Source organism: Deinococcus cellulosilyticus NBRC 106333 = KACC 11606 (genome assembly GCF_007990775.1).
Taxonomy (GTDB): Bacteria; Deinococcota; Deinococci; order Deinococcales; family Deinococcaceae; genus Deinococcus_C; species Deinococcus_C cellulosilyticus.
In genome coordinates this window covers 1-21,754 of the sequence record NZ_BJXB01000004.1, presented here as the reverse complement: position 1 = coordinate 21,754, position 21,754 = coordinate 1, and the positions used below count along the sequence as shown (strand labels likewise).

Below are 21,754 nucleotides of genomic sequence, written 5' to 3'. Positions count from 1 at the left end.
CCCTGTTTTTTAAGCCCTCAGCTGCAAACGTTTTCAAGCCAGTGGCGTGTGCTCCTGGCTGGAGGTATTTCATGTTCAAAAAAGGCAGATCCACCACCACCCTGCTCCTCAGCCTCAGTCTCCTGCTCGCCAGTTGCGGAAGCGTCGTTCCCCAGGCAGGCACCTCAGAAGTGACCGCCCAGGACTGGGGCACCACCCCTCCTGCAGGAGCCAAAGGCGGCCCCACCAACACTTCGGGAGCCATTCTCAGCCCGGCCCTGACCACCAACGGTGCAGCCAAAGGGAAAGCCCCCACCAACGAATTCTGGTCCTCTCTGATCTTCAAACGCAACGCCGGGAACAACTATTCAGAGAACATGTTCGCTCACCCGCTGGCCATGAAAGCCAAAAACAGCGGACTGGAAATCAGTTACCCCACCAACGTGCAGATCGTGGGTGCCGCTGGACTGCAGAAGTACGAGTACACCTACAGCCCTGACCTCACCCTCGGGGTCTCTGGCCTGAACAGCCCTGACACCAAAGTGGACGACTACGGCGACTGGACCGTCACCAGTTACTGGAGTGACGGTGCCAACTCCCTGCGCACCACCTTCGGGCACGGCCTGCCCTTTGTGTACGCCACCAAGACCGGAGGAAACGCCCAGGTCACTTTTGTCGCCACCCCCACCGTGTGGAGCAACCAGGGCAATGTGCTCGGCGTGACCGTCAATGGCAAGCACTACGGCATCTTCGCACCCGCTGGAGCCACCTGGAACGTGAGTGGCAGCATCGCCACCTCCAGTCTGGCAGGCAAGGATTACTACTCTGTTGCGGTCCTTCCAGACAACTCTGTCAACACCCTGAACGACTACAAGACCTACGCCTATAACTTCGTCACGGGCAGCAACACCACCTGGAGCTACAACGCTTCCACGGCGACCATGACCACCAACTTCAACCTGACGTTCACGGCCAAGGAAGGGACTGCAACAGGCACCCTGATGTCCCTGTACCGTCACCAGTGGATGAGCGGCAGCCCCAACACCGCTTACACCTACGTGTCCCCCAGAGGTCAGATGAAGGTGCATCGGGGAACCAGCTTCTCCATGAACCAGAAATTCCAGGGGGTCTTGCCTTACTTCCCGGACAACGGCAGTGCCAACACCCTCAACAAGACCGAACTGGCCAACTACGTGAACCAGGCCAACACCTCTGCCACCCTGAACCCCACCGGAGACTCCTACTGGGTCGGTAAAGGCCTGGGCAAACTGGCAGAACTGGTGCCCCTCGCAGAGCAGGTTGGAAACACCGCTGCACAGACCGCCTTCCTGGACGCCATCCAGCGTGTCCTGCAGGACTGGCTCGATGGTCAGGGTCCCAACTACTTCTACTACAACCCCACCTGGGGCACCCTGATTGGCTATCCACACGGTTACGGCAGTGAAGAAGAACTCAACGACCACCACTTCCACTGGGGTTACTTCATCAAGGCTGCAGCACTTCTCGCCAAGTACCGCCCCACCTGGGCCAGTGGCACCACTCCTGGCGGCAAGACGTGGGGGGCCAGCATCAACGACCTGATCATGGACGCTTCCAACTGGACCAACACCACCACCCAGTTCCCCAGGCTCAGAAGCTTCGATCCTTACGCCGGACACTCCTGGGCTGCAGGTCACGCTGCCTTCGCATCTGGCAACAACCAGGAGTCCAGCAGCGAAGACATGAACTTTGCCACGGCCCTGATCAACTGGGGTGCAGTCACCGGCAACACTGCCATCCGTGACATGGGGATCTTCCTGTACACCAACGAAACTGCAGCCATCGAGCAGTACTGGTTCAACCAGTCCGGTCCTGGCACCGTGTTCCCCGCCAACTACAATTATCCCGCAGTGGGCATGGTGTGGGGCGATGGTGGCTCCTTCTCCACCTGGTTCTCTGGTGAAAGAGAAGCCATCCTGGGCATCAACCTGCTGCCCATCACCGCAGGCAGCACCTACCTGGGCAGAAACCCCAACTACCTGAAAACCAACTACGACTTCCTGGGCCGTGAACCCAACAGCTGGAAAGACATTTTCTGGTCCTCTTACAGCATGTACGACGCTGCAGGAGCCCTCGGCAAGTTCAATGCCCAGGCTTCCACCTACGCCCCCGAAGATGGAGAGACCAAAGCCCACACCTACCAGTTCCTGCACAGCATCAACGCCATGGGACAGGTGGACACCTCCGTCACCGCCAACATCCCCACCTACAGCGTGTTCAACAAAGCAGGGGTCAAAACCTACGTGGCTTTCAACCCCACCGCGAGCCCCATCACCGTCAACTTCTCCGATGGCAAGACCCTCTCTGTCCCTGCCAGACAGGTGGTTTCTTCGCTGGGAGGCCCCAGTTGCGGAACCGACACCCAGGCCCCCAGCATCCCCGCAGGACTGATCTCTCCGAGCAAGACCAGCAGCAGCGTGAACCTCTCCTGGACAGCTTCCAGTGACAACTGTGGCGTGACCGCCTATGAGGTCTACCAGAACGGCACGCTGAAGACCACCGTGACCAGCGGAACCAGCACCAGCATCACAGGTCTGACCCCCAACACCACTTACGCCTTCAAGGTCCGTGCCAGAGATGCAGCCAACAACCTGTCCGCCTTCACTGCCGACCTGAACGTCACCACCGATCCCGGTGCAGTCAACATTCCTGGCACCGTGACCACCAGTGGTGGAGCCATCGCCAACGGGACCAGCAAGTCCTTCCCTGTGAATGTCACCAGTGCTGGCACCTACCGCCTGTCCATCCAGAACAGCAGCACCCTCAACAGCAGGCTCATCAACGTGAGCTTCAACGGCATCAACTATGACCTTGCCTCAGACGCTGGACAGACGGTGATTGCAGATTTCCCCAATGTCGGCACTGGAGCCAAAACCATCGTGATCACCGCCAAGTCTGACAGCGTGGTCATTGGCAGCATCACTGGCACCAACCTGACCGGAGGCAACCCCTGTGACACCGACACCCAGGCCCCCACTGTGCCTGCAGGTCTGACCTCCCCCAGCAAGACCAGCAGCAGTGTCAACCTCTCCTGGAGTGCTTCCAGTGACAACTGTGGCGTGACCGCCTACGAGGTCTACCAGAACGGCACGCTGAAGACCACCGTAACCAGCGGAACCAGTACCAGCATCACGGGCCTGACCGCCAACACCAGCTACCTCTTCAAAGTCCGTGCCAAAGATGCCAAAGGCAACCTCTCGGCCTTCACCGCAGACCTGAATGTCACCACCAACCCTCCTGTCACCGACGTTCCTGGCGTGGTGAGCACCAACGTGGGAGCCATTCCCAACGGCACCAACAAGACCTTCAGCCTGAACGTGCCCACCACCAGCAACGTGCGCATCCTGATCACCAGCAACAGCACCTTCAACAGCACCAGCTTCACCGTGAACTTCAACGGCACCACCATCCCCCTCTCCATCAACGCAGGACAGACGGTGCCCATTGACTTCCCTGGTGTGGGTGCAGGGGTCAAGACCCTGACCATCACTGCCACCTCTGCGAACGTCTCCATCGGCAAACTCGAAACCCAGACCTACTGAGTCCTCTCTCCCCCTGCCCACTCCCCTCCGGCGGCATCTGGAGGGGAGGTTTTTTGGTTGCGCTGCAGAAGGCAGAAGGCGAAAGGCAGAAGTCCCAACCCCTACAACAAAAACCAGACGCTGTGGCCTCTCAATGAATTTCTCCCTTGCGCAGGACACCCAGCAGGGCCAGTGCAAAGGCACCATAAGTCACGGCGCGTTCGCCCAGATTTGTATAATCGATTCGAAGATTGCGCGTTGACTGGGGCAGGCCGTGCACATAAACACCCTGGCAGATGCTGGTCAGCATTCGAGGGCTGATGTGGGCCACCTTTCCCCCGATCAGGATGTGGGAGGGATTGAAGAAATTCACCAGGGCTGCCACCATGTGTCCGACCCGGTGCCCTGCCATTTGCACGATCTGGTTGGCTGTGGTGTCCCCATTCTGGCAGGCTTGCATGAGGTCTTCGAGGGTGATCTGGGTGTGGTCTTCAAGGCATTTTTTGAAGAAGACATGGTCATGTCGCAAAGCATTGTCCCGGGCAGTTTTCAACAGGGCCGGGGCACCAGCGTAAACCTCAAGGCAGCCTGAACTTCCGCAGGAGCAGGAAGGGCCGTCTGGATCAATGCAAAAGTGACCTGCATTTCCCGTTGTTCCGTGGACCCCTCTGAAGAGTTTGCCCTGGGTCACAATGCCTGCACGGATTTCAGTGGCCAGCTTGACCACCAGGAAGGTTTCATTCTGGCTGCCCGAATGGTGGTTTCTGTGATGCCAGAGTTCTCCCAGGGCCATCAGGTTGACATCGCTTTCCACCAACACCCCTGAAATCCCTTTGGTGGCAAAAAAATCAGGGATGTTGATCCCCTGCCAGCTGGGCAACTGGCTGGAATGCATCAGGGGTCCAGTTCTGGGATTTACCGTTCCAGGCAGTCCCATGCCAGTTCCAAGCACCTGTTGGGGTTTGAGGTGATGCATTTTGAGCAACCGATCAACACCGCCCAGGATTTGCTGCAGCACATCAACAGGCTCAGAGTTGATGTGCAGGGGATGGTGGTGGCTGTCCAGAAACTGAAAATTCATGTCCGCAAGGGTGATTTTCACCTGAGCATCCCCGATGGCAATCCCAATGAGGTATCCCCATGTGGGATTCAGAGTGATTCCCATGGACCTCCTGCCTCCACTGGATTGCAAAGAATGGTCTTCTTTCAAAAGTCCAGCTGCTGTGAGGTGGGTGATCAGGCCAGCCACTTTGGTCTTGGAAAATCCGGTGAGCGTCATCAACTGGTTTCTGGAGACAGGCCCATGCCAGAAGGTGTGTTCGAGCACCAGAAGTTCTTCTGTGCTGGGTGAGATCTCACTGTGCTGCATGACTGGTTTCCTCTGCTGTGATGTCTGGGAAATCATCAAAGGAGCCCTTCTGCTCTCCGTGTGCATTTCTTGATGTCCATCTGGAGGGGGTTGTGTTTTTTTCGCAAAGAGACTGCATCATTGAATCGATTCAATGAAAAATGATCTTGAATTGATTGGATTTACCGGTACATATTACCATGTTTTGAGGGGTGCCGCAACACAGTGCATGTCATTTGCATCAGACCACTGAAATATTCTCCAGCGCTGGAGAAAAAGCTTCTGCGCTGGCTGGATCAAGCCTCCTTGCCTGCTGCCGACTTCAAACCCGGGCAGGCACATGCCCTGCTGGGCCTGGGCTGGCTTTCCCAGGATGAGGGACTGAAGTGCAGGCCCTTTTTTCCAGGAGCCTCAGCCTTATTCAGGAAGTGCAGGACTTTCATGGTCAATCCATGGCGCTGCAGGGCCTGGCAGACAGCCACAGCCAGGTCGGGGATTACCAGCGGGCCACATTGCACTTTGAAGAGGCCCGACAGCATGCCCTGCAGGTCAAACATCAGGAAGAGTGGGCCTGGGCCGCACCTGTGACCTGAATGGACAGAGAGCAACACATCACCGAGTGCATTCACTCCATGGTGCAACTGGGAACCGCTGGGGAGCCCTGCTGCACATGGTGACCCTGCTGGAAGCACAGCTTGCCCAGGGAATACTCCTTCAGGTGCAGCACAAAGCCCAGCAGATGATTCCCGAACAACGGGAGCCGGGAGAACCTGGACTGGTGCTCATGCTGTTGCTGTCTTTTGCGGGCGCGGCCGCCCTGTACCTGGGGGATCTGGAGCAGGCACGGGCCCCTCTGGAAGAAGCGTTGCAGATTTGCGAAACTGTGGGCCACGACTTCCACCGGATCAAGTTGCACAAAAGCCTGTTGTTGCTTGCCCTCAGGCAGGGACAGCATCAACGGGGAGACCAGCATGCAAGACGACTGCATGGCGGCCTCAAGGCCTGGCGGCCTGTGCAAACCCGGATGATGCCCTGAGGGGGCTTTTTGGGTGGTGTGTTCTGCAGAGCCACCATCGCACCGCCCTGAAGGCTGGTGGCTGGATCAGGCCCCGATTCTCAAGAGGAGAGCGCATCAGCCCACAAGACCAGCAGTGGTGAGAGCCTGAGTTGGCCCGCCTCTGTACAGCTCTGTCTGCTGATGAAGCCCAGGGATTCTTGCAGCAGGGAAGTGTTTGCAGTGATGAAGACCGACTGGACCTGTTGCTGGCTGGGATGGCCAGATTCTTGATCTGAAGGTGATCGAATGAAGCAGAGCCTGTTGAGGTTCTGTGGGCTGAACAGGTTCAAATCCACAAGACACCTGAAAATGTTTTACGATAACAGGTCTTATCGTCGAAAACATCAGAAGGGCTTCCTGAAATCGCTTGTAAGCCCCTCGAAATCTGACGGGTATCAAAGGATTCAAAAAGGTTTTGAGGGGCATCAGAATGGATTGTAAGCTCACATTTTTTTCTCATTTTCTAGCAGGCTGCCTGAACGTCGACACGCCACAATGTCCAGAGGCCAGAACATGTATTCTGTTTTCTGACAGGAAGGTTCTGATGATTTCCAGCCGCTATGCCGTTGCCGTACACATCCTCACCCTGATTGCGCTCTCGCCAGACACCCCAATGTCCTCTGAAGACATGGCGGGCAGCATCGGGGTGCACCCGGTGATGGTGCGCAGTGCCCTCAGTCAACTCAGGAAAGCAGGACTGGTGCAGACCCGGCAGGGGGTGGCAGGCACCCAGATCACCCGGCCCCTGCAAGAGATCACCCTCAAAGAGGTGTTTCTGGCTGTGCTGGAAGGAAAAACCCTGTTTTCCATGCACGATCAGCCCAACCCGAACTGCCCGGTGGGCCGCAACATTCAGGGTTCTCTTGAGTGGGTCTTCACCGAGGCCACCCGTGGCATGCTTTCCACACTGGAAGGCCTGACCTTATCAGATGTGGTGCAGGACATGACCCAGCGCATGTCCTGAACAGGCGAAAAAGTGAAGCTTGACTTTCCAATCGCTGGAACGCTTACGGTAAAGGGGCATGCAAGAGCAACTGACCATCTCCAGATTTGCCTTCCTGGCCGGTCTCCCACCCAAAACCCTCAGGTACTATGACGAAATCGGTCTGTTGAAACCTGCCTGGGTGGACGACCTCACTGGATACCGTTATTACACGGTGTCCCAGATTTCTCTGGCGGGCAAAATCCGCAAATGGCGGCAAATCGACCTTCCGCTCGAAGACATCCGCAGTCTGCTGGACCATCCTGAGTGCATTCAGGAAGTCCTCACCCGCCACGCGGAAAAACTGCAGCAGGAAATTGAGCGTCACCAGAAGTCCCTGTGGCTCTTGCAGCACGACCTACAGGAGGACACCATGCATTACCGAACCGAGCGCCTGCCCACCCTGCAAACCCTCAGCATCCGCACCCACCTGGAACCTCCCCATTATGAGGTGATTCCGCAAGCTTTCCAGGAACTGATGGGCCACATCAAACAGCAGGGGTACCGTCCCAGCCACCCCAGTTTTTTTGTGTGCCACAACCAGCATGAATCTGGAAACAACCTGCTTGAAATGTGCATTCCTGTGGAGGGTGAAGTTCAGGGCTCTGGCCGCATTGAGGTGCGCACCTTTGAAAGCCGTCCTGCTTTCATCGGGAGGTTTGTGGGGCCTTATGACAGAACAGGTGCAGCCTACACCACCGTGGTGGAAGAAGCCCTGCGCAGAGGCCTGAGAATCACGGGAGCCACCGCAGAAATATACGTGAAAAGTGTTCCGCACACCCCGAACCCTGAAGAGTACGAAACCGACATCGCTTTCTTTCTGGAAGAGTGATTGCTGGTGCATGAGCTTTCTGGTCTGTCCTTCCTCCCCGGTTCCGGGGAGGCTTTGCTGGATTGGGCTGAAATACTTGTATTAATTTTATTTACATGCTAGATTGTTGATGGACAGGACAATTTCCCTCTGCCAGACATGTGTCTTCTGGTTTGCTGTCCATTCTGGATGTTCACAACAAGCTTGCACAAGGAGAACCTGATGAAAAAAGCATCCCTCACCACCCTGGCCCTGCTGGCCCTCACCCCACTGGTCCACGCGCAGACCGCAGACGCTCCTGCACGAAATGCCCAGGAGCAGAAAAACCTCCAGATCGTGACCGAGTTCTACGACCGCTTTTTCAACCAGCACGACCTGAGCATCATCCCGGACTTTCTGGACGAAAACTACATTCAGCACAATCCCACCGTGCCCACAGGGCGCAAGGCTTTCACAGAAGCTTTCCCCCAGTTCTTTCAGAGCATGCCCTCAGATGCAAAAATGTCCACCGAGATCAAGCACATCTATGCAGACGGTGATTTTGTGATTGTGCATTCCCACTTCAAATTCAATCCCGCAGACCGTGGGAGTGCAGTGGTGGACATCTTCCGGTTGCAGAATGGCAAACTTGCCGAGCACTGGGATGTGATCCAGGCCATTCCTGAAAACCCGCTCAATTCCATGTTCTGAACGAAAAAGGGGACATCGACCTGTCCCCTTTTTCGTTTCATCAAGTTGCGAACAATCCGGCCAGTTCCTCCTCGGTGATCCTGAGGCCCTCTCCCAGAGAACCTTCCAGCACCCCTGAAGCCAGGGCGGCCTTGAAGCGTTGCATTCCCAGGATTTTCTCCTCAATGGTGTCTGCAGTCACCAGTTTGTACACAAAGACCGGTTTGTCCTGCCCGATGCGGTAAGCGCGGTCTGTGGCCTGGTTTTCGGCGGCAGGGTTCCACCAGGGGTCGTAATGGATCACCGTGTCTGCTGCCGTCAGGTTCAGACCCACCCCGCCCGCTTTCAGGCTGATCAGAAAGACTTTCACCTCGCCCGACTGGAAACGCTGGATTTCATGTTCCCGGTCTCCGGTCTGTCCGGTCAGCAGGGCGTGGTCGATCCCGAGCTCCTTCAGGGCAATCCCGAGCAGGGACAGCAGGGTGGTGAACTGCGAGAAGATCAGGATGGTTCTTCCCTCTTCGAGCATGCCCGGCACAGTGTCTTTCAGCCACTGCAGTTTCACCGAGGTCTTCACCCGCCTTGCCTCTTCCATGTTCAGGAGCCTGGGATCACAGCACACCTGCCGGAGTTTCAGCAATGCATCAAGCACATGGATCTGGCTGCGAGCAATGCCCCGGTCTGCAATTTCTTTCTTCAGGCGGTCCTGCATGGCCACCCGGATGGTCTCATACACGTCCCGCTGTGCCCCTTCAAGATCAAGTTTGACGGTGATCTCGGTTTTGGCAGGGAGTTCGGTGGCGACCTGCTGCTTGGTGCGCCTCAGCATCAGGGGTTTGACCATGCGAGACAGGCGGGCCTGTTTGACCGTGTCCCCCTCTTTCTCAATGGGTGCACGGAACAGCGTCCTGAACTCGGATTCTTTGGGCAGGAGGCCAGGCATCAGGAAGCGGAACAGGGACCACAGTTCCCCCAGGTGGTTTTCCATCGGGGTTCCGGTGAGGCACAACCGGTGGTCGCTTTGCAGTTCCAGCAGGGCCTGGCTGGTCTGGTTGCGGTGGTTTTTGATGTACTGGGCCTCATCCAGAATGATGGTGTGATACTCATGCTGCTTCAGGACCTCCAGGTCGCGGTGCAACAGGGCGTAGGTGGTGAAGACCACATCGGCCTTCGTGATTTCATCAAAGTGACGCTTGCGGTTTGGACCGTGCAAAAGCAGGGTTTTCAGGGTCGGGGTGAACTTTTCGGCTTCTGCAATCCAGTTGCGCATCAAGGAGGTGGGGGCCACAATCAGGGCGGGTTTCTTCAGCCTGCGGCCCTCTTTTTCGATCAGCAGGTGCGTCAGGGTCTGCAGGGTTTTCCCGAGGCCCATGTCATCGGCCAGGATGCCGTTGCAGTCGGTTTTTCTCAGCAGCTGCAGCCAGCCCACCCCTTCACGCTGGTAGGGGCGCAGTTCCGCCTTGAGGGCTTTTGGCAGTCTGGGCCGCCTGGTGGGCCCGAGTTGCCCGAGGTTGCGGGCGAGGGCCAGCACCTCCTGTCCCCCCTGCCAGGTGAGCTCGGGGTGGCCTTCCAGATCGCCAAGCAGACCTGCAGCCATGCGGGGAAGCCTGAGGCCGGGCTCTTCTCTGGGACCGTAAAATTCCATCAGGAGGCGCAGAATGGAACGCAGGCGGTGCAATTCCACCGGAACAAAAGTGTTGGGTGCAATGGGAAGGTATTCGGTGCGCTCGGCATCTTCGCCATCGAGGAGTTCCTTGACCTCCTCCGGGTGGCTTTCCATCCAGGCGAGCAGCATCGGCAACAAAGACACCGTTTCGCCATTCACCTCCACCCCGAGGTCCAGGGTGAACCAGCCTTCCTCGTCCAGCACGCGGGCCTCCAATTTCGAAGGCACCACCTTGAAGGGGAAAGAGGGGTCTAGCTTCACCTGCCAGCCTTCGCTGCGAAGCTCCGGAAAGAGGTGCTTGAGCAGGTGCAGCCACATGTGCTCTGGAACGAACTGTCCCTTGCTGCCAAAACGGTAGTGCAGGGTGTCGTCCCGGTTGCTTTTCACCGGATGAAAATCCAGCGCCTGCAAGCGTCTGAGGACCCCCTGCTCTGCGGCGAGGTCCCGGTGCATGACCCTGAGCCGGCCTTCTTCGGTGCTGCGCAGAGAGGGCAGGGCCTTCACGGATTTGGACAGGTTGGGCAGCATCTTGATGGGCACGGCCTCATCCCCATAGTGCAGGGTCAGGGAGGCGTAAGGCACAGGTGCCCTGAGGGACCCGATCACCCAGTCCTGCGCTGAGACCAGCAGGTGTGGTACGGGTTTGGCGTGGATTTCCTCGAACGGGACCTCTTCCGGGAAAGGCAAATGGTTTCCAGCGAGGTTCCGCAAAGCCAGACGGGTGGCCGCCACCTGATCGGGGGTGACCGGAGGCAAGGTCATGAAATAGGTGAGCTGGTGGGGTTGCACGATGGTCTTCACTGCACCCATCTGCAAATTCAGCAGGTCCACGTACCAGATGGAGTGCAGCACCAGGGCGCGCGCCGAGGGCACCACCTGAAACACCGGGTGCTGGTTGCCCTGGGGGTCCGCTTCCCAGTGGGCCTCACTGGTGCGTTCCTCGGCAAGCTGGAGGGGACGCTGCCACTGCTCATTCACATACAGGCGGCGTTCGGAGAGCAGCTCGTGCAAGAGCTGGTCTGTGGTTTCGGTGTGTCTGAGCCGCTGGTGGGCCCGGGCATCCATCACCCGTTCCAGCAAAAGCACTTCCCTTGCAGAGGGCACAAATGCACCTCTGGCATCCGCGTAAGGCCGTGGGCGGTAAGCAGACCCCTGCTGCACATCGGCCACCAGAGGGATCAGGCGGGGGTGGATGTTGTGTGGGCGTGCCCGTCCCAGATCCAGACCAAAAATCAGCTGTTCCTGTCTTGTGGCCCGCACCGGACGCTGGGAAGGATGCTGGGCTTTTGCAGCAGGCACAGGGCGAGGCAAGGACAGGGTGAGGGAACCCACCTCCAGAACCTCCTGCACCGGCTGAGAAGGCAGGGATTCAGCCGCAACCTGCACCTGCGCCTCCTCCATTTCTTCCACGTCCTGGTGGGGCTGGGCCAGGTTCAGGAGTTCGGTGAGACCCTCACGCTGCAATTGTGCCTCCACCGCTGCCGGAGCCCTGCGGTACAGGGCCTGCAGTTTCAGTTCGCTGGCCTCATTGAGGGTGTGCAGGGCGAGGTAATCCTGCCCGATGCGGTGCAGTTGCTGCTGGTCCAGAAAAGAAAGCTGCGGGATGACCGGGGCAGGGTCCGCTTCAGGAGCCAACCAGCATTGCAACACGGCGGCCATGTGGGAACAGGTGGTCTTTCCCCGCGCCCTGCGGCAACCGCACACACCCTCCACGGGCGCATCCAGCCAGACTTTCACCCGGAACACCTGCACGCCATCTCGAACCTTGCCATCCAGCAGACCGCTGGTTTCGGTGCAGGCCATGACCCCACCGCTGTGCATCAATTGCCGGGCGGTCTGCCAGTCGGCAGCCTCAAACTGGGCCTCCCAGTCCACTTCGGTTGGGAGGGGAAGCTCTGGAAGGTTGGTGGAGCCAGAAGACCTGCTCATGAAAAAATCCTTTCTGACGGAGCTGACAGGAGTTCCGGATGCATGCAAGAAGGCAGATGAAAGCGAGAAAGCAAAGAACAGCCCTCAAAGGGCCCGTCCGTGCAGATTTGACAGGCACAGGTCGTGGCGCAAGGTGTCAGGTTCACTGTGCCCCTGCAGTTGAATGTGCAAGATGATGGTGGTGCAGCTCGTGCAGCTTGATGCTCATGGCGATGGTGGTTTCCCCTGGTGCAACTGCTGTGGCAGCCGAGAGTTGAATGTGCAAGTGTGGTGGTGTCCAGAGTGCTGCTCAGCAAGACAGGCTTGAGCAGGTGAATCCGGGCACCTTCATCCTCCAGTGGACAGCCACCCCTCCCAGGGCACGGGCGTGCTCCTGACATGCATCAGGAACCTGCGGGGCTGGCTTGCAGGACCGTGCTGTCCTGCCACCTGGATCAGAAGCAAATTTTAGCAGATTGCAGGACAGATTCACACCCTACGGCACACATTCATCGGATCAGAAGCGCAAAATCAGGGGAATGGGATCAAAAGCAATGAAAGCCAAAAAGGCCAGCGGAATTCCGCTGGCCTTTTTGGCCTGTTGCAAGATCACTGCACAGCAACGGAGAACTGCTTCACCCAGATGTTGCCTGTGCCTCCAGACGATTCATCCCCGAATTCAATCCCAGTCAGGTGATGGCTGCTGCTGGCGTAACCCCTCCACACCGCATCCTGAATGAAGTTCTTGAAATTCAGGGTGGCCCGGTTGCGTCCTTTTGGGCCATAGTAGGTCAGGTAATCCCAGGAGGCCTCCCCGGTGGAAATGCGGGCCTTGTACAGGTCATAAGGCACCCCATCGATGGTGGTTGAAGCCACTCTGGAACCTGCAGGATACGCCCCATCGTTGTAATCCAGCCAGACCATGATCTCGGTGGCGATGTCCCAGGGTCTCGCTGCACCTGCCCCTGGAGAGCGGGTCAGCCAGATTTCTGGAGCAAAATCGAAGTGACCACTGCGGGTGCCTTCCACCTCGTAATTCAGGATCACATTCGGCATGCCCCCGACCTGCATGGGAAAGCGGGCATCGGTGGACGCTCCCCCATCCCAGGGTTTCCAGCCGAAGATGATTTCAGGGTAGGCGTACACGGTGGGCTCAAAACCGGGCCAGTTCCAGTTCCAGCCGTACTGCTTGACCCCATTCAACGTGCGTTCCTGCAGGCATTGACGGTAAGGCTGCCCGTTGGTCTTGTTGCTGCCCCAGGTGTTGTTCACATACTTGTAGGGACCCACCAGGATGGTGTGGAAGTCATCGCAGTACTCTTTTTCCGGTGAAGGTCCAGGCCCAGAACCATGCGAGGTGGGCATCAGGCGAAATTTCTGGTTTGCCCCCTGTACGCACGACCACTGGGTCAACTGGGCCCCACTGTGCTGGCTGATTCCGGCAATGTCCAGGCATTTGTCGCTGTGTTTCGCCACCAGATGAAAGGTGTCATTCCCGAGACTCCACAGGGCAAAAAGCTGATTTCTGAGGTTCGGGTCATCCGGATTCGCATGGCAATCCCACTGGGCGACCCTCCCACCGTTTTGCTGACTGAACCCGACCACATCCAGGCACTTCTGGGAGTGCTGCGCGATGATCTGGTAGTACACGCCTCCTGCACTCACCCGTTTCAGCTTGAAATCCTGGTTGAAATTGGGATTGTTGTCGACACAGTCCCACTGCACCACATTCGCATCATTGTTCTGGCTGATGCCCGAGACATCCAGGCACTTTCCGCTGTGCACGGCCTGCAGGCGGACAATTTTGCCGTCGCCGATGTCCGCACCGCCTCCAGAATGCTGGGCCTGAGGGTTGAACTGGGCAGGTGCGGTTGGGCTGTTGCTGCAAGCAGAGAGGGTGAGCAGCAAAGCCAACAGACCGGGAAAAGAGGGGTTTCGCATCATAAAGCTCCTTTGGGCAGGCAAGGTTGCACTTGCCCCACTTGAACTGGGCCAGGAGACGGAGCACAAAAAAGCAGGCTTCATTTAACGGTAAATCTCTGACCTGAAAAAACCTGAAAAAACCCTGTGATTCTGAGTTCCACAGGGTCAATTTTCAAGGCAAACTGCTAATTGCTTTCTGCGTTGCGCTGGCTCGCCCTGGAACTGGCCCGCAAAACGAGCAACGCCACCCCCACCAGACCCACAGACACGCCAAAAACAACCTCCATCCCGGTCCCCACGTCTCTGGAAGGTCCCAACCCCAGAATGAACACTTTTCCCATCATCGAAGCGCCCGAGATCAGGCCCAGGTTGCGAGACAGGCTGAGCAGGCCCGACATCACCCCCCGACGCTCCGGGGAGACACCCTTCAGGACGGCAGTGTTGTTTGCGGCCTGGAAAAGGGCATACCCGGAGGTCAGGAGCACCAGAGGCACAATGTACCCCACCACTCCCAATCTGGAGGAGACCAGAGCCAGAACAAGGGAGCCGGTGAGCATGGCCACCAGTCCCACGGTGGTCATCTTCAGGGCACCAGAACGATCCACCAGACGACCTGCGGGAACACCTGTCAGGGCAGAGACCAGCGGTCCACAGGTCATCACCAGCCCCACCTGTGCAGCGTTCAGGTTCAGGCCACCAGACAGGTAGAAAGGCCCCACCACCAGGGTGGCCATCACCACCGTGGTGACCAGCAAGTTCAGGACGAAACCTGCTCCCAGCAGAGGCTGTTTGAGGGTTCGCAGGTCCACAAGGGGTGAAGGTGCTCGATTTTCCAGCCAGATGAAAGCAAGCAGTCCTGCAAGGGCAACACACAACAGAACCCCATTGGCCTGCCCTGAGTGGCCGTGCTCAAGGGTCATCGAGAGGGCGTAGCAGGCCAGGGTAACTGCCAGAATTCCAGTGCCCAGTGGGTCCAGACGGGCGCATGAAAGATCAGACTTCACCTGGTCTGCAGGCAGAAAACGGTGAAGCAACCACAGGGCGCTGATCCCGAGGGGAACTTGCATGAAAAACAGTGCAGGCCAATCCGAGGCCTGCAAAAGCACCCCTCCCAGGGAGGGACCCAGGGCTGTGCCCACTGCGGACATCGTTCCAAGCAGACCCACAGCACCTCCCATTTTTGTTTTTGGAAAGGTTGTCCCCACCAGGGCCAGGGTGAGGGCCATCATGATGGCCGCCCCCAGACCCTGCAAGCCCCGGGCTGCAATCAGCATGCCCAGGTTGCTGGAGAGCCCACACCACAGGGAAGCCACAGTGAACACACCGAGCCCCATCAGCAGCAGGCGTTTTTGTCCAACCAGATCTCCCAGGCGTCCAGCACTGACGCTCAGGCAAGTGATGACCAGCAAATAGGCCAGAACCACCCACTGAACCTGCTGAAAAGAGGCATGAAACACCACCTCCAGTGTGGGAAGGGCAACATTGGCAATGCTGGTGCCCAGCGAGGACAGCAGCGTGGAAAGGGACAGACCAACCAGGGCCCATGAAAACAGAGGGGCAGGGGCGGCCACATCGTCCAGGGAAACGGTGGGCTTCAAAAGAACCTCCATTGTGATGTGAGAATGGTCCCAGACAGGAGACAGGGTGTGAATGCCTGAGAACACCTGCAGCATAAAACATCAGGTGGTGTTGCGGAAGACGCTGCATTTGCACTTTATCCGTGCACGTGACGCCACCTCAAAGTCCCTCTGGCTTTTCATGCCACTCCTCAGAGGAGGCCCGGACTTTTTCAGGGCAAGATGGCTCAAAATGACGTCAAAGCACTTCAATGAAAGGCTAGAAACGTTATGCAGATTTATCAAATGGTCCATACCACACTGGAAAACACCACCCACAAGTACCGTCCTGGATACATCACCAAAACCGAAGCAGATCGGCAAACCATCCATCAACTGTTTGAAGCCCACAGGGGTCAGTTCATCACAGGGCCCATTCCCATGGTGGAAGCAGAAGACCACCCCACCTACTTGCAGAACAGCACCCTGCCAGCAAAGGTCAAGAAGGCCTTCAGTCGGAAACCCGTTGCCGACCTGTTCCTGACTGAAGGCTTTAAAGCTTTTGTCACTGCAGCACACCAGATGAAGGTTCTCTCGGGTCCATTGGGGGACTGTGCCCAGCATGTGGTGTTGGATGCAGCAGGACTCTGCACCACTGGCGTTCCACGGTGACTGTAGACGCCCTGGGCCTGGAGAACACGGTGGAGACCGTCACAGGACCACTTGGAACGGCATATCACGACCCCGGGCTTGATGCTTTCCTGCCAGACCTTTTGCCAGACAGAGGCATTTTTACAGTCCCACAACTGAACCGGATGTTTGCCACATTGGATTTTAAACATCAGGTGGAACAGCATCAGCTGACGGGTTTGAAGTTCAGACTGATCTGGGACTCTGAAGACCCGGAGTACCGGGATGAGCGGATGTCTCCTTCTGTCTGAGAGACCATCAAAAGCATGTATCAGAAGAAGTAAAGGCAGACTTTTGATTTAACATGGGGCATGGAAATGCTCTGGTCCACCTGTCAAAACCTCCATCTTCCTTTGAAACCGGGTGCCTCTGAAGAAGACCTGCGACGCTTGGAAGACAGGTGGGGTCAGCCTTTGCCTGCCACGCTCACCACTTTGCTGCGAGAACACGATGGTCTGGATCGTTCTGGATGGCCAGCAGACCAGTTTGTGCCCATCAGACCTCTGGGAACTCAGGAGATCATCTCAGCCCTCGACCAGATGGATGAGGTGCTGGAGTCAGGTGAAGTGCTGGAACTCAGTGGTCTGGGTCTACCTGTTCTGGAAGTCGACGAAGGGGACTTTCTGGTGCTGTTCTCGGATGCAACCCTGGGTGAACGTGTGGCTTTGTGGCCGATGCTCAGCGAAGTGGTGGAGCTGTGGTTTTTGAATCTCCACCGTTTTGCTGCCGCCTGGCAGAACATCCAAACGGATTCTCAAGCATTCACTTATGAACTGTTTTTGGACCATCCAGCAACGTCTGGTCCACTGGGTGATGATGCTCAGGTAGCCCTCGATTGCCTGGCGAGAGCTGAATTAGAGAGTCAAGCTGGGAACGCTGCCAGAAGCAGATTCTATGTTGATCTGGCTTTGCAGTTGTGGCCTCAGGAACGTGCATTGGAAATGTTAAGCTGGCCACAAGTGGTAGAAGAGCCTGAAGCAGGCTGGAGTCCTCGAGAAAGGCTACTGGAAATTTTTGAGAAAAGACAGTTGATTCATCTGTTAAAGTCATAAATGATGTGCTGATCAATAAAAAAAGGCTGCATGATACCCGGTGACAGCTACGGTCCTTTAACCCTTTGGAGGGCAGAGTGGGCTGCTTCATCAAAGCTGGGGTATTGGCCCAGGAAGGATGGGTGCCTGCGGATTCTCTGGAGGGTGTACATCTTGCTTGATTATGTTGTGTGCGTATGCTGATGTCAATGACCTGGGAAAAAGCATGTGTTTTCGGAGAAACAGAGAAACTTCAACAGAATAGAATAAGATAAATTTTTCACATTTGCGGCCAGACCACCTCCCCCCACAATCCTTGCTTTTCCCTCCCCCCTCCGGTTTCCTTCTCCCCTTCCCTGCTCTTTTCCCCTCCCTGCCTTTGCCCCTGCCTCAGCTCAGGGTGAACAGCACCCCGGCAAAACACCGGGGGCGGAAAATCCACCTGGAAACCCGGGGCGTCCCTCAGGCCTGAAGCTTCGACTTTTGCTGCTGGACGTACTGATGAAAACTGTCAGTTTTAAGTTTAAAGTTTCTTTTTCAAGTTTATTGTTCGCTTTTTTAAAGATAAAGTTCACCCACCCACAGCTTTTGCCCCAACGCCCTGGAATGGATTTGGATCAGGGTGAGAAGGGATTTCCTTCCCAATCAGTAGGCTCAAATGTCTGGTACAGGTGCAAGAGTTCTGCCAGCGCCCCCTGATCCCCAAGGGTCTGATAGAGGTGCACCGCAAAATCCCGGATGCCATCAAAAGTGCGGGGTTTGACCTTCAGTCCCCGCTCAAAAGCCCACCACCTCTTGACCCAGTGAGGGATATTTTCGTCATCCCGATCTGAGTTGATGCCCTCCAGAAAAGCAAAAGCTTCTGGAAATGAACCGGTCAGGGTGAACGAGTAAGGGTGCTTGAGGACCAGCGTGTTGATGTCCCCTTCGAAAACAGCAATGGTGTGGCGGCGGGAGTGAGGATCAAAAGGATGCAGGTCATTCGGCTCGAGGCTCTCCAGCCAGGTGAAGTATTCATCCGACAGGTCGGCCACCAGTTGGGCCAGTTCCTGATCCGATTCGGTCAACGCACTCTGGTCCGCTTCATGGTGCAGCTTCTTACCGGTTTTTTCCCGAAAGAAGTCCAGAAAGCCATACCACTCCGGCCCCATGTTGATGTACACACCACCTGCTGTCTGCCGTGTTCTGGACCAGTAATGGATTTTTTGTGCTCCGAACAGGTAAGCCAGCACATTCTGGTCGAAGTACCTCAGGATGCCCCTGAGGGTGGTTTCTGGGGTGTACATGTGGTGCCGCTCCAACACCATTTCAAAGCGGTTGATGATGCGGAGGCTGGCTGGGATGTATTCGCCTGTGGCCTGGGCATCTGTTGGGGTGGCCCGGTCCGGCAAGTTCACGGTTTTGCGGTGTTCAAAAGAGATTTGAAATCGTTGCACCCATTCATTTTAGCTGGGGCTGAAAGCATCTGGTGGGTCCAAACCCGAGGGGTCTCAAGCAAGACCATGCACTTTTTAAACCCCAATTGTGGGATGCAGGCAGTTTCGAGTGGGCAAACTTAAAAACTTGCTGCAACTTTACATGAAAAAAGCCAGTAAATCGGGGACTTTCAGTAAACTGTAAACTTAAAACCGAAAATTCCTGTTCCGCTGGTTGAGCAAGCCCTGTCAATTCTGATTCACCTGAGGTTGAGGTAAAGGAAACCCAGCCCTCCCACCAGCGGGACAGGGTAGAGGAGGAACGTCCAGTGGAAGCCCCTTTTGCGCCAGGTGGTCACGGTGAAGGCCAGTGAGGTGAGGGGGCAGAGCAGACTTGAGGCACTGAGGCCCGGGTAGAACCCGGTGGCGTGGGTGAGGTTCGTCCAGGCCCAGAAGACAAGCAGGGGCTGAAACACCCAGACACTGGCAAGGACCACTGTGGGCAGGTAACCCAGATGTTGACGGAGTTTCTGGGGGAAGGAAAGCACTTTCACTGCGGTCATAGGTCAGCTTAAAACCCTCCGGGCTTTCGCTCTTGCTTCACACTTTCAACCACCGCAAGGAAAAAAACAGGACGGGCACCCCATACGACAACTCAGGAAGGATTGTGAATCGGGAGGGGGGACTTTAAGCTTGTGAAATTATTACCTATAATGAAATTCCCAAAAGTGTTTTCCAGAGCCATACGCAACCAGGGGTAAAATGAACCCGTGTCCAATGCTCCAAATCAATCTTCAAAAAAGAATGTTCTGGACAGTGAAAAGGCAATCGATGCACGGAATGACCAGTGATAGCCCTCCAGCTCCACCTGAAGGGTTTCTACCCACCTACAACCAGTCTTCCAGAGCCAGACCAGAGATCCGCTTGAATTCACGGGTGTTGTTCGTCACCAGGGTCGCTCCCAAAGCCAGAGCATGCGCTCCAATCAGGGTGTCCAGGGGTCCAATGGGGGTGCCTCTGGCCTGCAGTTCCGCCCGCACCCGTCCGTACACCCTGGCCGCCTCATCATCAAAAGGCAGAACAGCCAGTGGAGTCAGGAAGTGCTTCAGGCGCTCCAGGTTTTTTTCAGAACCCGACTTGTGCATCCCGAATGAGAGTTCAGCAGCTGTGATCGAAGACACCCCAATGCTCCCAATCGGGTGCTCCGCAAATCTCTCCGCAACCTGGGGAGGTCGGTGGTTCAGGATGAAAATGCAGGTGTTGGTGTCCAGCAGGACTTCCAGGCTCAAAGCTCCCAGTTCCTTTCCTGCTCCTCGGGCTGTTCACGTTCTATGGTGCTCTCCCCTTCCCCGAGGTCTTCATACCAGCTGAGCCACGTGTGCCGTTGTGCCTCTGGCTTGACTGGGGTGATGATCAGGCTTGCCCCAATTCTTTCAATGGTGACTTCAGTGGTGTCGATTCTGAACTCTCGGGGGATCCTCACAGCCTGACTGCCCCCCGAGGTGAAGACTTTCCCTCTGGTCATGGTTTCACCTCCGTATGTACTTTTCAGTATATACTTTCTGGTGCCAAAGATGTGGATTCAGAAGCCTTTTCGTTCCAAAACCCGGTTCACCACATCTTCCAGGTAAGCAGAAAAACCCCCAGCGAGCTCGCGGGGGACTTTCTGTTCATGGGTGTCCCACACAACCACGGACCCTCCAGTCCTTTCGGAGCAATCCAGGCAATGGTTTTCCTTTCCCTCGTCATCCATGATGAGAAACAGGTGTCTGGGAAAGTCAACAACCTCGCGGGCAGGGCGGGTGGACCGCACCCCATCACAAACCATGGTTCCTTCAAAGTCTGCATCAACAATGCCAAAAAGCCACTGACCTCCGATCAGAAGCGACCCTTAAGACTCCAGAAAATCCCGGGGTCCCCACAAGCGGCAATACAGGCAGTTTCAGCGCCTCCAGTCTGGCCGAGAGCTGTTTTTCAAAAGCATCCCGTTCAAGATGCAGCAAAGGCAACAGCAACACTGACCTCAACTGGGCAGGGATCAACCCATCCCCCGTGGGCACCACCCAGTTGCCCAGGTCATCCAGCCCCAGATCGGGTTGGCGCTCACCCTGGACCCAGATGGGCAGCCAGAAGGATGCCTTGCCGTCAGGTCCTGCTTCTGGTTGCCATTTCCCTGGGTACTGTTGCTGATGGGCAAGCAAATCGGGCATGGCTTCAGTGTGTCACATCAGGTACAGGGCCCGGAATTTCTCAGCCGTTTCAGTGACGTACTCCACACTGAAGGTGATTCATCTGGGCCATTGGCTCATGCGGCCATGGGGATACCCGGTGATGTTTCCCAGCACGCTCCAGACAGTCTGATGCACTGTTTCGTCTGTCAGATCCACGTTCGGCCAGCAATCAGCCACCTGCCTGAGGTCTCCAAGGTCCACACCCATCAGGGTGTGAACCAGTTCCTCACTGGGAACATCATCTGACTGACCTGTCGCACTGAAACAGGGGCCGTAAAGCGACAAAGTTTAAGGCTGGGCCTGACTGCCCTGAGCTTGTGTGACATGCTTGCGCACCTCGTCCATGTCGAGTGACCGCACCTGAGCAATCAGGTCACGCAAAACGTGCATTGGCAGAGCACCTGCCTGATTGAACAGCAAGATGCCCTCCCGAAACACCATCAGGGTGGGAATCGACATGATTCCTGCGGCCTGGGCAAGTTCCTGGTTTGCTTCAGTGTCCACCTTGGCAAAGACAATGTCTGGATGCTCATTGGAAGCTGCTTCGAAGACCGGGGCAAAGGTGCGGCAAGGACCGCACCATGAGGCCCAGAAGTCCACAAGCACAATGCCGTCAGATGAAATGGCTTCCTGAAAGGTCGAGAATGTGAGTTCACGGGTGGGCATGGTTTTCTCCTTTTATGGCGGGTGCGGGGGAACAACACCGGGCTCCTTGCCCCCGAACATGATTCTGGAATTGAAAGCCGGGGCGGAACTGCTCTCTTTTACTGCTGCAGTTGCAGCAAAGGCATGGTCCCAAAAGTTTGTGGGGTGCCCCCTCTTGCCTGTTTGCTTTCTTTGTGAAACGGGCAGTGGGAATCAAATGGTTGCATCCAACCTGTATCCTAAAGCCCTTCCGCGCTGTTGAATGTGACGCTTCCATGAATAA

General features: G+C 56.5%; 20 protein-coding genes. 9 read left to right on the top strand and 11 right to left on the bottom strand.

All coding sequences use genetic code 11. The features are described 5' to 3' along the window. Positions 1-71 precede the first annotated feature (71 nt). The gene (locus tag DC3_RS05485) at positions 72-3,560 is read left to right on the top strand and encodes a glycosyl hydrolase (protein ID WP_246130562.1); all 3,489 of its coding nucleotides are present in this window, start codon (positions 72-74) and stop codon (positions 3,558-3,560) included. A gap of 130 nt (positions 3,561-3,690) precedes the next feature. On the opposite strand, the gene DC3_RS05480 is transcribed toward DC3_RS05485, so the two are convergent. After that, entirely contained in the window at positions 3,691-4,908 is a 1,218-nt protein-coding gene (locus DC3_RS05480; protein WP_186815844.1) for an ROK family protein, read from the bottom strand. A 431-nt stretch (positions 4,909-5,339) separates the two neighbouring features. On the opposite strand from DC3_RS05480, the gene DC3_RS28970 reads away from it, so the two are divergent. The 5 genes from DC3_RS28970 (at position 5,340) to DC3_RS05460 (ending at position 8,427) form a co-directional block, all read left to right on the top strand. After that, positions 5,340-5,480 carry a hypothetical protein gene (locus DC3_RS28970; protein WP_186815843.1) on the top strand — a complete coding sequence of 47 codons (141 nt, stop codon included), beginning with the start codon at positions 5,340-5,342 and terminating at the stop codon, positions 5,478-5,480. Between the two features lie 77 nt (positions 5,481-5,557). Then, positions 5,558-5,923, top strand: coding sequence for a hypothetical protein (locus tag DC3_RS05475; RefSeq protein WP_222594701.1), 366 nt, complete (start codon positions 5,558-5,560; stop codon positions 5,921-5,923). A gap of 565 nt (positions 5,924-6,488) precedes the next feature. Further along, positions 6,489-6,908, top strand: a complete 420-nt coding sequence (locus DC3_RS05470) for an Rrf2 family transcriptional regulator (RefSeq protein ID WP_246130561.1) — start codon at positions 6,489-6,491, stop codon at positions 6,906-6,908. Between the two features lie 58 nt (positions 6,909-6,966). Beyond that, positions 6,967-7,758, top strand: a complete 792-nt coding sequence (locus DC3_RS05465; protein WP_146882936.1) for a MerR family transcriptional regulator — start codon at positions 6,967-6,969, stop codon at positions 7,756-7,758. Between the two features lie 201 nt (positions 7,759-7,959). Continuing rightward, complete coding sequence (locus tag DC3_RS05460; RefSeq protein ID WP_186815842.1) at positions 7,960-8,427, top strand: nuclear transport factor 2 family protein; 468 nt, start codon at positions 7,960-7,962, stop codon at positions 8,425-8,427. A gap of 40 nt (positions 8,428-8,467) precedes the next feature. On the opposite strand, the gene DC3_RS29690 is transcribed toward DC3_RS05460, so the two are convergent. The 3 genes from DC3_RS29690 to DC3_RS05445 all read right to left on the bottom strand — a co-directional run bounded on the left by DC3_RS29690 (position 8,468) and on the right by DC3_RS05445 (position 15,501). Beyond that, entirely contained in the window at positions 8,468-12,001 is a 3,534-nt protein-coding gene (locus DC3_RS29690; protein WP_146882934.1) for a DEAD/DEAH box helicase, read from the bottom strand. 588 nt (positions 12,002-12,589) lie between these two features. Next, positions 12,590-13,924, bottom strand: a complete 1,335-nt coding sequence (locus DC3_RS05450; RefSeq protein WP_186815841.1) for an RICIN domain-containing protein — start codon at positions 13,922-13,924, stop codon at positions 12,590-12,592. Positions 13,925-14,088: 164 nt separating this feature from the next. After that, on the bottom strand, positions 14,089-15,501 hold the full coding sequence (locus DC3_RS05445; protein ID WP_222594700.1) for an MFS transporter: 1,413 nt from the start codon (positions 15,499-15,501) through the stop codon (positions 14,089-14,091). A 264-nt stretch (positions 15,502-15,765) separates the two neighbouring features. Between DC3_RS05445 and DC3_RS05440 the strand changes: the two genes are divergently transcribed. From DC3_RS05440 to DC3_RS05430, 3 genes are read left to right on the top strand one after another with little or no spacing between them, the layout of a single operon-like run. Continuing rightward, complete coding sequence (locus DC3_RS05440) at positions 15,766-16,131, top strand: hypothetical protein (protein ID WP_146882931.1); 366 nt, start codon at positions 15,766-15,768, stop codon at positions 16,129-16,131. Continuing rightward, on the top strand, positions 16,128-16,400 hold the full coding sequence (locus DC3_RS05435) for a hypothetical protein (RefSeq protein ID WP_146882930.1): 273 nt from the start codon (positions 16,128-16,130) through the stop codon (positions 16,398-16,400). Before DC3_RS05440 ends, DC3_RS05435 begins: the two co-directional genes overlap by 4 nt. Before the next feature lie 60 nt (positions 16,401-16,460). Continuing rightward, a complete protein-coding gene (locus DC3_RS05430; RefSeq protein ID WP_146882929.1) occupies positions 16,461-17,201 on the top strand; it encodes an SMI1/KNR4 family protein in 741 nt (246 codons plus the stop codon). A 596-nt stretch (positions 17,202-17,797) separates the two neighbouring features. Here DC3_RS05430 and DC3_RS05425 read toward each other — a convergent pair. From DC3_RS05425 to trxA, 7 genes are all read right to left on the bottom strand, one after another. Then, entirely contained in the window at positions 17,798-18,616 is an 819-nt protein-coding gene (locus tag DC3_RS05425; RefSeq protein WP_146882928.1) for a hypothetical protein, read from the bottom strand. Positions 18,617-18,855: 239 nt separating this feature from the next. Next, complete coding sequence (locus DC3_RS05420) at positions 18,856-19,158, bottom strand: hypothetical protein (RefSeq protein ID WP_146882927.1); 303 nt, start codon at positions 19,156-19,158, stop codon at positions 18,856-18,858. Between the two features lie 324 nt (positions 19,159-19,482). After that, on the bottom strand, positions 19,483-19,884 hold the full coding sequence (gene vapC, locus DC3_RS05415) for a type II toxin-antitoxin system tRNA(fMet)-specific endonuclease VapC (RefSeq protein WP_222594699.1): 402 nt from the start codon (positions 19,882-19,884) through the stop codon (positions 19,483-19,485). Beyond that, positions 19,881-20,120 carry an antitoxin gene (locus tag DC3_RS05410; protein ID WP_146882926.1) on the bottom strand — a complete coding sequence of 80 codons (240 nt, stop codon included), beginning with the start codon at positions 20,118-20,120 and terminating at the stop codon, positions 19,881-19,883. The genes vapC and DC3_RS05410 overlap by 4 nt, the downstream gene beginning before the upstream one ends. Positions 20,121-20,177: 57 nt before the next feature. Further along, positions 20,178-20,450, bottom strand: coding sequence for an SMI1/KNR4 family protein (locus DC3_RS30125; RefSeq protein ID WP_371863431.1), 273 nt, complete (start codon positions 20,448-20,450; stop codon positions 20,178-20,180). Next, positions 20,443-20,805, bottom strand: a complete 363-nt coding sequence (locus DC3_RS05400) for a hypothetical protein (RefSeq protein ID WP_146882925.1) — start codon at positions 20,803-20,805, stop codon at positions 20,443-20,445. Before DC3_RS05400 ends, DC3_RS30125 begins: the two co-directional genes overlap by 8 nt. 309 nt (positions 20,806-21,114) lie before the next feature. Beyond that, the gene (gene trxA, locus DC3_RS05395) at positions 21,115-21,492 is read right to left on the bottom strand and encodes a thioredoxin (RefSeq protein ID WP_146882924.1); all 378 of its coding nucleotides are present in this window, start codon (positions 21,490-21,492) and stop codon (positions 21,115-21,117) included. Positions 21,493-21,754: the final 262 nt, after the last annotated feature.